We start from the raw sequence: 13346 nt of genomic DNA on the forward strand, positions 1-13346 counted from the left end.
TCAGCTCACCCACCCGGTCCCGACGGCCCCGACGTTCCCGATGGTTGGGTCGGAGTCGACACGATCGGCGTGACAGGGCTGAAGGTGGCCGACACCGAGTCGAACCTGACCACCCGGGCCTGACGAGCCACCACGGGGTCGGTCGGTGTCGCCTGGAATCGGATTCCCTCGAAGGCCAGTCCGGCGTCGGTGACGTCCAGAGAGGACAGCGCCGTCATCAAGGCAGACCGACTCACCGAGCCGGCCGAGGCCACAGCCCGGGTGAACAGGTCGGCCATGGTCCAACCCAGCACCACGTTGGGGTCGTCGGGGCTGGCCGTGGGGTTATCGAGGTCCTTGGCCCATGTCTCCACTTCGCTTCGGTACCGCCGGACCCGAGGATGGTCGACGAACTCGGGATCTGACGGGTCCATAAGGTTGGCGGCGGCCAGGACCCCTTCGGCGGCGTCACCGGCCTGACCCACCAGCGGGGCCGAGGCACATCCCCCGGCCGCGACCACCACCGGGGACCACCCGACCTGGCGGGCTGCCTCTATGGCCCCGGGACAGCTCAACAGGTCGACACCATCGACCATGACGTCGGCACCGGACCAGGCCAGCAGTTCCACCTCGGCCGAGGTGTCGGTGTCGACACCCACCGGCACCCGCTGAGCGGCCACAACGCTCAGCGACGTACCCTCCACTGCGGCCCTGTAGGCGTCTTCGATGCGGTCACCGTCCTCACCGGCGGAGGCCAGCACACCGATTCGGGCACCGGGGCTGGAGATCACCAGGTGGGATACCACGGCTGCCGCGGCCGTGGCCTCGGAGATCACCGGCCCACCGACAGACCAAGGTTCTTCGACACCGCCGACCAGTGCCGAGGTGACGGGGAAGATGTTGGGCACGCATTTGTCGGCCAGCGTCCCCGCCACCCCCGCGTTGTTGGCGGTACCGATGATCCCGAGCACACCGAAGGCGCCGAGCCCGTCGGGACCAAGGGCGGTATCGAGGTTCTCCGCGGTGCGCGCTGCTCTTCCGTCGTCGTTGTTCGCCTTCACCACGATCGACCAGTTCTGGCCACCGATGGCCACCCCACCGGCGGCGTTTCGAGCCGCGAAATAGGCCTGGTAGCCGGTGACGATCCCCGACCTTGCAGCGAACGCTCCCCCGCTCGGATGGCTGGCGACCAGGGTCAGCGTTCGGCTCTCCCCAGGGTCGCCGCCACCAGCGTCACTTCTCTCACCGTCTCGCGTGATGTCCAGGCCGGCATCATCGGATCCCGATGGGCAACCCTCGCCGGCTGGAGGTCCTGGGGGTACCGTCGACGCTGCCGATGAGCGGTCGTCGGCACCATCGGTCTTGCCCGAACAGCCCGAGACGGATCCGACCAGCACGGCGGCAGCCATCACGGCGGGGGCGAGGGTACGGATGGACATGACGACGAGGCCAGGGTAGGTCGTCGGGAACGCGAAGATGCCCCGGGGTAGCCCCGGGGCATCTTGTCTAGTTTCGGGCCGGGACCGATGGTCCGCGGAGCGATCAGTTGTTGATCAGGTCCCCGGGGTGAACTCGGCGGTCTTGCCTTCGAAGTCCAACACCTCACCCACGTTGTTGAAGTGGCCAGCAGCGGCGTCGTACTGAACCATCTGTAGGTACTCGGCCAAGAACGGATCGTCGGCGCTGGTCTGCACCTTCACGCCGTCGATGAGCATGCCCGCACCCTCGATGCCGTCGATGGAGTGCATGGCTTCCATGAACGAAGTCCGGTCCAGGGTGTCGAGGCCTTGGAGCACCTCGACCATGATCGCCGCCTGGGTGTAGCCGTAGGCCACGATGCCGTTCTCCGGGTCGACGTCATCGGCGCCGAACTCATCGAGGGTGGCCAGGTACTCCTTCATCTGGGGGCCGTCGGCGTAGGCCGGGTTCATGGGGTCGATGGTGTTGGTGGCGGCCAGCACCTTGTCTCCGTTAGCGCCAGCCAGGCCCATCAGGGTCTTGGAGATGCAGGTTCCGGAGATGAAGGTGATGGGCGACCAGCCCGCGCCCTTGGCCTTCTCGAGGGCGTTGGGGCAGGCCAGCAGGGTGCCGCCCATGAAGAAGGCGTCGGCCTTGGTGGCGGCCAGGCTGGTGACCTGTGAGCCGACGTCACCGGCGCCCGCCGGGTAGGTGGCGACCTCGACCACCTCGATGTCGGTGCCTTCGATGGCCATCTTGAAGGACTCCTCGTAGGCCTTCCCGAAGTCGTCGTCTTGCACCAGCATGGCCACGGTGGCATCGGGCTTCTCGGCTGCCAGGTAGTCAGCGAACGCCTTGGCTTCGAGCGAGTACGGCGCCAAGGTGGACCCGATCAGCCACGGGTAGTTGGTGTTGCCCCACGTCGGGGAGCCGGTGGCGGCGAACACGTTGGGCACGCAGTTCTCACCCATGGCTTCTCGGATGGCGATGTTGTTGGCGGTGCCGACCACGTTGAAGATGGCGAAGGCCTTGGAACCGTCGGTGCCGGCCAGTTCGTTGATGTTCTGGACTGTCTTGGACGCGTTGTACTCGTCGTCTTTGTCCTCGACCTCGATCTTGTACTTCTTGCCAGCGATCTCCACGCCGCCTTCGGAGTTGACCTTGGCGAAGTAGGCGTTGTAGCCGTTGGCGATCTGGGCGAAGGCGGCGGTGAGGCCCGACTGGGGGAACGATGACGCCAGGGTGATGGTGTCGCCGTTGATGCCGGCGGTGCCGTTGTCGGGACAGTCGGCGGTGTCGATGAGGGTGTCGGCGGTTTCGCCGCCGGAGGTGTCGGTGGGCTTGTCCCCACCACCGCCCGAGCTGGCCTTGTCGTCGTCACGACCACCGCATCCGGCCGCAATCAGGCTGAAGGCCAGTAGCGCGAGCAGTGCTCGGGTGGTGGGGGTGCGTCTCATCGGGTTTGCTCCTGGGGTGGGGGGGACGGTTCAGGTGGGTTCAGTGTGACTTTGCCAGATCGACGCCGGGGTCGGCAGCCGGATCAGGCGCTTGGGGAGATCCCGACCGGCGGGCCAGCACCTTCGCCGAGACCCGGCGGTACAGGCCGACGATGCCGTCGGGCATGAGGAACACGGCCGCGATCAACGCCCCGCCGAGCAGGGCCGGCGCCATGGCTTCGGTGCCTTCGAACCGGCGACGGATGGTCACCAGCAGCGCAGCACCCAGGAAGGGCCCGGTAAGGGTGGCGGCACCACCGATGACCACGGCGATCAGGAACTCGATCGAGTATTGGAAGTAGATGAGCGGGTTGGAGCCGTCGGCCACCCGGTTGACCAACACCGACAACGACCCAGCCACACCGGCGTACGCGGCAGAGATGGCAAAGCTGGCCACCTTGACCTGGGCCATGTTGATGCTTACGGTGGAGGCCGCCACCTCCTGGTCTTGAACCGCGATCATGGCCCTCCCGGCTCGGCTGCGGACGAGGCTGGCGGCCAGCGCGAACAGCACGACCATGATTCCGAGGCACACGAAGTACTGGTACTGGTCGTCGGCCAACGCCGGTATCAGCGACGCGACCTGGCTGCGCTTGGGCTGGAGCAGCGGTACGCCGCCGGGCCCCTCCACGAACTTCTTGACCACCGACGGGAACAGAACAGCCAGACCGAGGGTGACCAGCGCCAGGTACAGGCCCTTGACTCGCAGGGCCGGGAACCCGACCAGCACACCTAGGGCCGCAGCGGCCAGCGCGGCCACCGGGATGGTCGCCTCGATGTACCAGCCGTGGTCGACCACCAGGATCGCCGAGGTGAACGCTCCCACCCCGAAGAAGGCGCCATGACCGATGGAGACCTGTCCGTTGTACCCGGTGAGCAGGTTGAGCCCCATGGCCGCGATGGCCAGGTAGAGGACCTGGGAGAAGACCTGGACTGTTTCGGCCTCGTTGTTGAACGGCAGGCCGATGGCCACCGCGGCCACCACCACGCCCACCGCCACCCGTAGCCACGGGATCCGGGCCGCCATCACACCCGCTCCACGATGGTGCGTCCGAACAGGCCGTTGGGCTTGACCAGCAACACCACCAAGATGAGCCCCAGCGGGACCACCAGTTCAATTCCGGCCAGGCCGATGTCTGGCCCGTACTGGTAGGTGAGCGCTTCGGCCACGCCCACGATGAGACCGCCGACGACGGCTCCGATGGGGCTGTCGAAGCCGCCCAGCGCGGCACCGGCGAATGAGTAGACGAGGATCTGTTGCATCAGAGACGTGTCGAACCCGCTGGATTGGCTGGCCACCAACGATCCAGCGATGGCGCCAAGGCCGGCGGCCAGGCCCCACCCGACCATCAACATGACGCCGGTGTTGATACCGACGAGACGGGCACTCTCAGGGTTGGAGGCCACGGCCCGCAGCGACAGGCCGAGCTTGGTGCGTTGCAGCAACACCCACAACAAGACGCATTCCAACGCCAGGACCAGGGCCAGCCCGATCGTCTCCTTGCGGATTCCCATCAGTTCGCCCTCCGGGAACGGCGAGGGCATCTGGAGGGCTTCCTGTCCGGGCTTGATGAAGATGAGCTGGGCCAGGGCGTTGATGGCCAGGAACATGCCCAGGGTGACGATCACCACGTTGAGCGGGCTGTGTGCCGACTCGACCGGTCTGATCAACAACCGTTCTATGGCGGCCCCGGCGATCACCGAGAACACGACCGACCCGATGATGGCGGGCACGATGCCCACCCCCTGGTCGGTCAACCACCAAGTGACGAAGGTGGAGAACAAGGCCATCTCGCCCTGGGCGAAGTTCAACAGGCCGGTGGTGCGGTAGATGATCACCAGGGCCAGTCCGACCGAGGCGTACACCGCGCCTCGGCCGATGCCGTTGAGGACCTGATCGATGAACAGCTCCATCAGAACCCCAGGTACGCCTTGCGGACGGTTTCGTCGGCCATGAGCTGGCTGGCCGGACCCGAGGCCACGATGGACCCGGTCTCGAGCACGCAGCCCCTATCGGCGATGGCCAGCGCCAGGCTGGCGTTCTGTTCGACCACCAACATGGCCAGACCGTCCTGTTTGTTGATCTCACCGAGGCGTTCGAACACCTCTTTGGTGATGAGGGGAGCCAGACCCAGCGAAGGCTCGTCGAGCAGCAGGATCCGAGGCCGGGCCATCAGGGCCCGGGCGATGGCCAACATCTGTTGTTCGCCGCCCGACATCGACCCGGCCGCCTGGGTGCGGCGCTCGGCCAGGCGGGGGAACATCTCGAACCAGCGGTCCAGGTCGGCGTCTATGCCACCGTCTCGGCGGTTGATGGCGCCGAGACGCAGGTTCTCTTCCACCGAGAGATCGCCGAAGGTGCCACGTCCTTGGGGGACGTGGGAGATCCCGGCTCGGGCGATGACCTGTGCGGGCTTGTTGGTGATGGCCGAGGAATCGAAGAACACCTGGCCGCTCACGTTGTCGAGCATCCCCGAGATGGCTCGCAGGGTGGTGGTCTTGCCGGCGCCGTTGGCGCCGAGGATCACCACCACCTCGCCTTCGTCGACGGTGAGGTTCAAGTCTCGCAGGACATCGACCTGGCCGTAACCCCCGCCCAGGCCCCGCAGTTCGAGCAGGCTCATGCCGGGGCTCCCAGGTAGGCCTCGATCACCTTGGGGTCGTTGCGAACCTCATTCGGCGGGCCATCGGCGATCTTGCGGCCGAACTCCATGACCACCACCAGATCTGAGATGGCCATGACCATGCTCATGTGGTGTTCGACGAGGAGCACGGTGAGGTCGAACTGGTCTCGGATCTCACGAATGGTGTCGCCTAGTTCGTCGACCTCGCCGTGGGTGAGACCGTTGGCTGGTTCGTCGAGCAACAGAAGCTTGGGTCGAGCGGCCAACGCCCGAGCGAACTCGATGCGCTTGAGGGTACCGAAGGGCAAACCGACGGCGGGCCGGTTGGACAGGTGCCCAAGCGACAGTCGCTCCAAGATGGCGGTGCATTCGGTTCGAAGGCGCTTCTCCTCCTTGGCGACACCAAGGTGGAGCAACCCGCGGCCGAACCCGACATGGCCGTGGGTGTGGGCGCCCACCATCACGTTCTCCACCACCGACAAGGCCGGGAACAACGCCAGGTTCTGGAAGGTGCGGGCCACTCCCACCCGGGCGATTCCATGGGGCGGCATGGCCAACAGATCCTGGCCGTCGAAGGTGATCTTGCCCGAGAAAGGTTCGTAGAGACGGCTGACGCAGTTGAACAGCGTGGTCTTGCCGGCGCCGTTGGGACCGATGAGCGCACAGATCTGGCCCTGATCGACGTTGAAGCTCAGGCCGTCGAGGGCCACGATGCCGCCGAACCGCACCTCGATCTCACTCACCTCGAGCAATGCCAACGCCTAGGTCCTCTACCGATCGGGCCGGCCCGCTCCCGAATCAGCGAGCCGTGATGGCGTCACCCTAGCCAAACCCAGTTTGCCGAGAGCCCATGTGTCCTCTCGTGCCACCTGATGATCCGTCAGATATCACCACATCGGGGCGCCGCGTGGGTCTGTTCTAGCGGGCGCCCATGAACATGACTCGGAGCTCGTCGTAGTGCTCGATGCAGCGGCCAGCGCCCATGACCACGCATTCCAGGGGCGCATCCACCAGGGTGACCGGGATGGCGGTCTCTTCGGCGATGCGCTTGGCCAAACCCTTGAGCATTCCGCCCCCTCCGACCAGGTGCATGCCCCTCAGGATCAAGTCGTGAGCCAGTTCGGGCGGGGCTTCTCCCAAGCACGAGATCACCGAGGCCACCATGGCCGACACCGGTTCGGCTATGGCCTCCCTAACCTCTTCGGGCGAAAGGATCACGGTCTTGGGCAGGCCGCTCATCAGGTCTCGGCCGCGGACCTCGGCCTTCACCCCGTCTTGCACCGGCCACGCCGAGCCGATGGCCACCTTGATCTCCTCGGCGGTGCGCTCGCCCACGGCGATGCCGTACTCCCGGCGGATGAAGGTCTGGATTGCGGCGTCGATGTCGAAGGAACCAACGCGCACCGCCCGCAGTGCCACCACGCCACCGAGGCTTATGAGTGCCGTCTCCGATGTCCCACCACCGACGTCGATCACCATGTTGGCGATGGGTTCGTTCACCGGCAGGTAGGCGCCCAGCGCCGCAGCCATGGGCTGCTCGATCAGTTGGGCGTCGGCGGCTCCGGCTCGGCGGGCCGCCTCGATAACCGCTCGCCGTTCCACCTCGGTGATGGCCGACGGCACGCAGATGACCACACGGGGCCGGTTGAACCGAGACACCCCGGCCCGCTGCAACAGCAGGCGGATCATTCGTTGGGTCACCTCGAAATCGGTGATGGCACCCTGGCGCAGCGGCCGCACGGCCACGATCGAGCCGGGCGTCCGGCCGATCATCTGCCATGCCTCCTGACCCATGGCCAGCACGTCTCCGGTCTGCTGGTTGAGAGCGATCACCGAAGGTTCGTTGAGGACGATGCCCTGGCCTTTGGCGTAGACCAAGGTGTTGGCCGTACCCAGGTCTATGGCGAGGTCGCGCGCCATCTCAGGACGCCGTTCCCGGTGGGCGGGGCGGACGAGGGGACCGGGGCGCCCGTCACTGCCTGGTTCTTCGCGGTGACGGAAGCTGGGGGCCGCCTCGGGTGACAACGCCCTCATCTCCCGCCGGAACGAGTCGAGCCCTGCTTCCATCGAGGTGGGTTGACGGTTCCGAACCCAACTGATCACGGCCACGACGGCAACGACCAGGGCAGGGATCAAGATGTAGACGAGGATCTTCACGCCGTGGTCGACTCCATGGAACCTACGGTGACCGATTCCAGGTCAACCCGTTCGGGCGATGCGATGGTGTGGCCGTGGTCGCATCGCACCCACTCGGCACCCCCAGGCCAATGCTCTCGCTTCCAGATGGGAGTGGTGGCCTTCAGTTCGTCGATGGCCCAGCGCGCTGCCGTGAAAGCCTCGTCCCGGTGAGGGCTCGACACCGCCACCACCACCGCCACATCGGTGACCGCCAACTCACCGGTGCGATGCCACAGCACCACCCGGCCCAGGTCCGGCACCACTTGGCGAACCTGGTTCGCCACCCGTTCCAGCGCTGGAACCACATACTCCTCGTAGGCCTCGTACTCCAGCATCTCTATGCCGGTTCTGGTTCCGGCGTGGTCTCGGACGGTACCGGTGAAAGTGACCGCCGCACCGCACGATGGCAGCACCACCCATGCCCCGGCCGCACCGGCATCGAGATCTGAAGGGCTACAGGCGATCCAGTCACGACCAGCAGGGGGCGACAGCCACGACGACGAGCCGACAGACATGGGACCCATCGTAGGTCGCCACCCTCGAAGGCCCGCCCGCGGCAAACCCGGACTTGTCCGTCGATAACGTTTCAGCGATGCCCGAGGAGCCTGACGATCAATGGGACCAGGCCCCGACGGGGGTGCCGGCCCCAGGCGACCGGATTTGGCGCCACCCCTCCGAGCTGGGGACGGCGGGCAGCGATTCGGCCAACGGCTTCGGGCTCGATCACAGCCTGGGCGGTGGCCACCCGATCGCGCCCAGGACATCAACCCGCGGTGCCCTGGTCGGAGCTGTACTGGCCGGGTTGTTGGTGTCGGTCGGGGTCATCTGGTTGGCCCAGCCCCTGCCCGATGGTCAACGCCGTTCACCACTGGGCGGCGTCACCGCTTCGATCGTGCCGCAAACCACCACGACCCCGGTTCCCGCCGCTCGTGCCGCCCAGCCGTTGGCGCGGCCCCTTGTTCATCCCGCTTCGCTGCTGACCACCACCGCGCCCACGTCAGCCACACCGTCCACGATGACGGCCCCGACGACCGCCGCGATCCCCACGGTTAGCGTGCCGTCGACGGACTCCAGCCCGGTCGGAGGCCACGACCCTGGCGGGAGACTCGGCGTCTCGATCGGCGACGCCGACCTCGACGGCGACGGGGCCCCCGACGGGGCGCTCGTGATGGCCGTCGATCCGTCCGGGCCAGCGGCCAGCGCCGGCCTCGCCGTCGGCCAGACGATCACCGCCATCGGCCAGGCTCCCGTAACCAGCGCCGGCGATCTCACCACCGCCCTGAAAGCCACCCACTCTGGTGACGTGGTGGTGGTGAAGACCTCCACCCAATCGCATGGCACCGCATCCACCGAGGTGGTCATCACCCTCGGATAGCGCATCGGCCGAGCAAGTCGGCCAACCCAAGGAGATCAGAGGTTCGAACGACCATGCCCGCCGTGTCGTCCGGGCGAGTGGGGCTGGCCCGTTCAGGAAGAATGGCGACGGTTGCGGATCAGCGCCGCCACTCCGGCACCGGCGGCGGCCACGGTGGCCGCCACCACCCCCAACGCCAGTTCCTGGCGACGCTGAGGGCTGATGGTCTCGATGGCCCGGGCCTGATGACCGGCCACATAGGCCTCTTCGTTGCTGTTGGATGCGGTCCACCCGGTGGCGGTGAGACGATCGTTGGCCACGACCCACGGGTGACGGGCGTAGGCCAACACCCCAGGAGCGGTGGGAGCCAAGCGCAGACGCCAACGCCAGTCGGCCACCCCCAGCGCCACCGACTCGGGAAGCCGCACCTTGGGCACCGGGTCGAGCGCCCGGCGTTCGGTGGGTGTGAGCCATCCGTCGGGCGCAACGTTCACCGGGCCGTCCACCAAGGCGGCCCACACCGCCACCACCGCCGAGGCCAGGTCGTCTATGTGGAGGTACTGGATCGGGGTCTCCTCGTTGGCCGGCAATGCAGCCGACGCGTGCAGCGCCTTGGCCAGCCAACCACCAACCCCGTCTGCCACCACGGTGACGGGCCGCAACAGGGCCGCAATCGCCCCCGGATGATCTGCCGACCATTCGCCCACCATCCGCTCGATCTCGGCCTTCTGGACGGCTAGCGCCAGATCGGGGTGAGGACGCAGCGGGGCTTCCTCGGTGAGGGGAACCGGGTTGTTGGCCCACGGCCCGTAGACGGTGGCACTCGACATCACCACGATGTGGTCGACCCCGGCCCGCCCGCGGCGTCCAGCACCCGCCGGGTGACCGCCACCTCGACGGCGGTGTCTATCTCGGGACCTTCGATGGCCGCACCGAACACCGAAGCCAGGTGCAACACCGAGTCGGCCCCGGCGAACACGTCGTCGAGATCGGCGGTCAGCAGGTCGATCTGGTGGTTCACGCCACCGGGGTTGCAAGACACCAGGTCGACACCGATCACCTCGAGGGCGTCGTCACGCGACGTCAACAGTCGCACCACCCGCGCCCCCAACCGTCCAGCCCCTCCGGTGACCACCACACGTGTCATCTGGTGAGCATGCCCGGCCCGGACCCCGGCCCGCCACCCGCGGGTGGCCTCCACGTCCAACCGTCCTACGCTGCACCTATGGGTTCCGACGACCAAAACCCCTTCGAGGGCATGCCGTTCTTCGGCGACATGTTGCGAATGCTCGGCAACCAGGGTCCGGTCCAGTGGGACGGTGCCCGCCAGTTGGCCCTGTCCATCGCCACCGGCGGAGACAGCGAACCCAACATCGACCCGTTGGAACGCATCCGTTTCGAACAGCTCGCCCGGGTCGCAGACCTCCAAGTGGCAGCGGCCACAGGGTTGTCCACGTCGACCACCGGGCAGTCGATCACGGTCACCCCGGTGACCCGCACCCAGTGGGTGATGTCCACCCTCGACGTGTACCGACCTCTGGTCGAAGCCATGGCCGCCGCCCTGCACCCACCGACGGAAACCGGCACCGACGCCAGCGAGGTCGAGCCCAGCGGCGCCGACCCCGCCGAAGCCTGGTTCGGTCAGATCATGGGACTGTTGAGCCCCATGCTGTTGGGCATGACCGCGGGTTCTCTGGTCGGCCACCTGGCCACCCGGTCCTTCGGTTCGTTCGACCTGCCGGTTCCTCGCCCTCCCTCAGACGAGGTGGCGGTCATTCCCGCCAACATCGAACCTTTCGCTAACGACTGGTCCATGGACGGAGATGATCTGCGCCTGTGGATCTGCCTGCACCAGATCACCCACCACACCGTGCTCGGCCTACCCCACGTCCACCAGGCCTTGACCGGTTTGCTCACCGATTACGCCGGGGCGTTCGAATCCGACCCTGACTCGTTGGGTTCACGGTTCGCCGACTTGGGAGTGGAGCCCGGCAGCGACCCCATGGCCCAGTTCCAAGAGCTGTTGGGTGACCCAGACGTGTTGTTGGGCGCGGTCCGTTCGCAACGCCAACAAGAGATCCAGCCCCGGCTCCAGACCCTGGTGGCCGCGGTGGCGGGCTATGTCGACCACGTCATGGATTCGGTCGGGAGCCGCCTCATCGGGTCCTACCCTCAGATCACCGAGGCCATGGCCCGTCGCCGGGTGGAGGCATCCTCCAGCGACCGATTCGTGACCCGGCTCCTCGGCCTCGACCTGACCCAGGACCACTTCGACCGGGGCCGAGCCTTTGTGGACGGTGTGGTGGAGCGGGCCGGCGCCGACGGGCTGGAACGGCTGTGGTCGTCGGCCGAGGTGCTGCCCACCCCCAACGAATTGGTTGCCCCCGGGTTGTGGCTGGCCCGCATCGACCTCTGACCGCCCGCCCAGGTTCAGAAACGCCGTGGCAACCACGGCATCCAGGTCAGCGGTCTGGCGACCAGGGATAGGGGTTGTTGACCGAGGTGGGCACGTCGGCCAGGTAGGCGTCGGAAGGTTCGACGCGTTCGGTGGGGGGTTCCCACGGGTATTCGGAGCCGTCGGCCCATTGGGGTTCGGGCCAGGTGTCGGGGTCGTCTCCCAGCTCGGGGTCCTCGTCCACCGACCCGGCACCGGTGGTGGTGCTGGGTTGGCCTGGGTTCCCGGAGTAGCCGGCGTTGGCCGGGTCAGCTTCGGCGACCCCGTCACCGTCCCAGTCGCCGGGCTGGTCCCGCTCGTCGTCTAGGAAGACGGCCTGATCGAGCTCGTCATCGAGCTCGTCGTACCCGTCGTCGTAGCCGTTCTGTCCTGGGTACTCGTAGTAGTCATTCGACGTGGCGTAGCTGTCGGGGTCGTCGACCTCCCCGCTGCCGCGGCTCCCGGGCCGGACCCGGCGTAGCGCGGCGCGGGGTGCGCTGGTGAGACGGTCCCGAACTTCGCCGGATACGTCGCTGAACCGTTCTTCGATGGCGGCCGCCGCCGCGGTGGCCGGGGTCTGACGGGCTCCGCTGCGATGGGCCAGAGCAAGACGACCCACCGCGTAGGTGGCCAAACCGATCAGGGCCAGCCCTTCCACCACCCCGAACCCGATGTCGAGCTTCATGGTGAGCCAAACCGGGATCAGGGCGCCGAGGACCCACATGATCTGGAAGCGGGTCTCGAAGCGGGCGAAGGCCCGGCCCCGGTTGGCGTCGGGGGCGTCTCTTTGCAGAATCGAGTCGAAAGCCAGCTTGCCCAGCGCCGCGGAGAAGCCGACGCTGGCGCCGAGCAGCGCGGCCCCGGCCACGTCGCCGATCACCAGGGCCATGACCCCACCGATGACCACCAGAGCCAATGCCCCGGTGAGCAGGTTCTCTTCGCTGGTGTGGGCACGGATGTGGGGGGCGGCGGCGGCCCCGCCGAGTTGGCTGAGCACCGAGGCCCCGGCCACCACGCCGAGCTGCCACGTTCCACGGTCTCCCCGGAAGTCGAAGGCGACCAGCAAGGTGAGAAACCCGACACAGGCCCGCAGCAAACCCATGGCCGACCCGGCCATGACGATCCCCGCGCCGCGCAGTTCGCTGCGCTCCATCTCGTCGGGGGCCGACGACGCCACCTGGGCCGGTGGTATCTGGGCCGCCAGCACCGCGGCCACCAGGTAGGTGACCAGTGCCATGGCAACGGCCCACTCGGGCCCGAAGAACTTGACCACGAGGGCCGCAGGCCCGGCCCTGGCGAAGCTCGACAACCCGCTGAGCAGAGACAGCTTGGAGTTGGCCTCGACCAGTTCGCGGTCGCTGCGAACCACGGTGGGAACCAGGGCGCTACGGGCCAACTGGTAGGCCTTCTGGCCGACCAGCACACACAGGGCCAGCAGGAAGAACCCGGTTCCGGCCTCTTCGATCTGAGAGATGAGCAGGTAGCACAACAAGGCCCGCACCAGAGCGGCGCCGACCACCACGAAGCGGTGACCGCCACGGAGCCGGTCGATCAAGGGACCGATCAACGGTGACAGCACCGCAAACGGCAACATGGTGATGAGCAGGTAGCGCAGCACCGGCCACCGGGCGTCCGAGGCCGGCAGCGAGAAGAACAGCGACCCGGCGAAGGCGGCGGCGACCATGGCATCGCCGACGGTGCCGGCCACGTGAGCCCGGGCCAGCCGAGCGAAGGGCGTGACGGTGAACGCAGCCTGCCCGGCCGCCGTGGCTGGCCCCACCACGCTGGAGCTACTGCGATCCGTCACAGACCCATGGTAGAGA

The 13346-nt window shown here is 67.3% G+C and carries 13 protein-coding genes; 2 read left to right on the top strand and 11 right to left on the bottom strand.

All coding sequences use genetic code 11. The features are described from left to right. Nucleotides 1-5 precede the first annotated feature (5 nt). From IPG97_03365 to IPG97_03400, 8 genes are all read right to left on the bottom strand, one after another. Nucleotides 6-1418: an ABC transporter substrate-binding protein gene (locus tag IPG97_03365; GenBank protein MBK6855611.1), complete on the bottom strand. Its 1413-nt coding sequence runs from the start codon at nucleotides 1416-1418 to the stop codon at nucleotides 6-8. Between the two features lie 114 nt (nucleotides 1419-1532). Continuing rightward, nucleotides 1533-2894: an ABC transporter substrate-binding protein gene (locus IPG97_03370; GenBank protein MBK6855612.1), complete on the bottom strand. Its 1362-nt coding sequence runs from the start codon at nucleotides 2892-2894 to the stop codon at nucleotides 1533-1535. Nucleotides 2895-2934: 40 nt separating this feature from the next. After that, nucleotides 2935-3960: a branched-chain amino acid ABC transporter permease gene (locus tag IPG97_03375; GenBank protein MBK6855613.1), complete on the bottom strand. Its 1026-nt coding sequence runs from the start codon at nucleotides 3958-3960 to the stop codon at nucleotides 2935-2937. After that, nucleotides 3960-4847 (bottom strand): branched-chain amino acid ABC transporter permease, encoded by an 888-nt coding sequence (locus tag IPG97_03380; protein ID MBK6855614.1) that lies wholly within the window; start codon nucleotides 4845-4847, stop codon nucleotides 3960-3962. The genes IPG97_03375 and IPG97_03380 overlap by 1 nt, the downstream gene beginning before the upstream one ends. Then, nucleotides 4847-5557: an ABC transporter ATP-binding protein gene (locus IPG97_03385; protein MBK6855615.1), complete on the bottom strand. Its 711-nt coding sequence runs from the start codon at nucleotides 5555-5557 to the stop codon at nucleotides 4847-4849. Before IPG97_03385 ends, IPG97_03380 begins: the two co-directional genes overlap by 1 nt. Continuing rightward, on the bottom strand, nucleotides 5554-6315 hold the full coding sequence (locus IPG97_03390) for an ABC transporter ATP-binding protein (GenBank protein ID MBK6855616.1): 762 nt from the start codon (nucleotides 6313-6315) through the stop codon (nucleotides 5554-5556). The genes IPG97_03385 and IPG97_03390 overlap by 4 nt, the downstream gene beginning before the upstream one ends. A 160-nt stretch (nucleotides 6316-6475) precedes the next feature. Then, the gene (locus tag IPG97_03395; GenBank protein MBK6855617.1) at nucleotides 6476-7477 is read right to left on the bottom strand and encodes a rod shape-determining protein; all 1002 of its coding nucleotides are present in this window, start codon (nucleotides 7475-7477) and stop codon (nucleotides 6476-6478) included. A gap of 233 nt (nucleotides 7478-7710) precedes the next feature. Next, on the bottom strand, nucleotides 7711-8250 hold the full coding sequence (locus IPG97_03400) for a molybdenum cofactor biosynthesis protein MoaE (protein ID MBK6855618.1): 540 nt from the start codon (nucleotides 8248-8250) through the stop codon (nucleotides 7711-7713). A 77-nt stretch (nucleotides 8251-8327) separates the two neighbouring features. Between IPG97_03400 and IPG97_03405 the strand changes: the two genes are divergently transcribed. Beyond that, on the top strand, nucleotides 8328-9110 hold the full coding sequence (locus tag IPG97_03405) for a PDZ domain-containing protein (protein ID MBK6855619.1): 783 nt from the start codon (nucleotides 8328-8330) through the stop codon (nucleotides 9108-9110). Between the two features lie 92 nt (nucleotides 9111-9202). Here IPG97_03405 and IPG97_03410 read toward each other — a convergent pair whose 3' ends face one another. Together IPG97_03410 and IPG97_03415 are read right to left on the bottom strand one after the other, a co-directional pair. Beyond that, complete coding sequence (locus IPG97_03410) at nucleotides 9203-9919, bottom strand: NAD-dependent epimerase/dehydratase family protein (protein ID MBK6855620.1); 717 nt, start codon at nucleotides 9917-9919, stop codon at nucleotides 9203-9205. Then, nucleotides 9919-10290: an NAD-dependent epimerase/dehydratase family protein gene (locus IPG97_03415; GenBank protein ID MBK6855621.1), complete on the bottom strand. Its 372-nt coding sequence runs from the start codon at nucleotides 10288-10290 to the stop codon at nucleotides 9919-9921. Before IPG97_03415 ends, IPG97_03410 begins: the two co-directional genes overlap by 1 nt. A 24-nt stretch (nucleotides 10291-10314) precedes the next feature. Between IPG97_03415 and IPG97_03420 the strand changes: the two genes are divergently transcribed. After that, nucleotides 10315-11505, top strand: a complete 1191-nt coding sequence (locus IPG97_03420; GenBank protein ID MBK6855622.1) for a zinc-dependent metalloprotease — start codon at nucleotides 10315-10317, stop codon at nucleotides 11503-11505. Nucleotides 11506-11551: 46 nt separating this feature from the next. On the opposite strand, the gene IPG97_03425 is transcribed toward IPG97_03420, so the two are convergent. Further along, complete coding sequence (locus IPG97_03425) at nucleotides 11552-13330, bottom strand: MFS transporter (protein ID MBK6855623.1); 1779 nt, start codon at nucleotides 13328-13330, stop codon at nucleotides 11552-11554. Nucleotides 13331-13346: the final 16 nt, after the last annotated feature.

This window comes from Microthrixaceae bacterium (genome assembly GCA_016702505.1).
In the GTDB taxonomy this organism is placed as follows: domain Bacteria; phylum Actinomycetota; class Acidimicrobiia; order Acidimicrobiales; family Iamiaceae; genus Aquihabitans.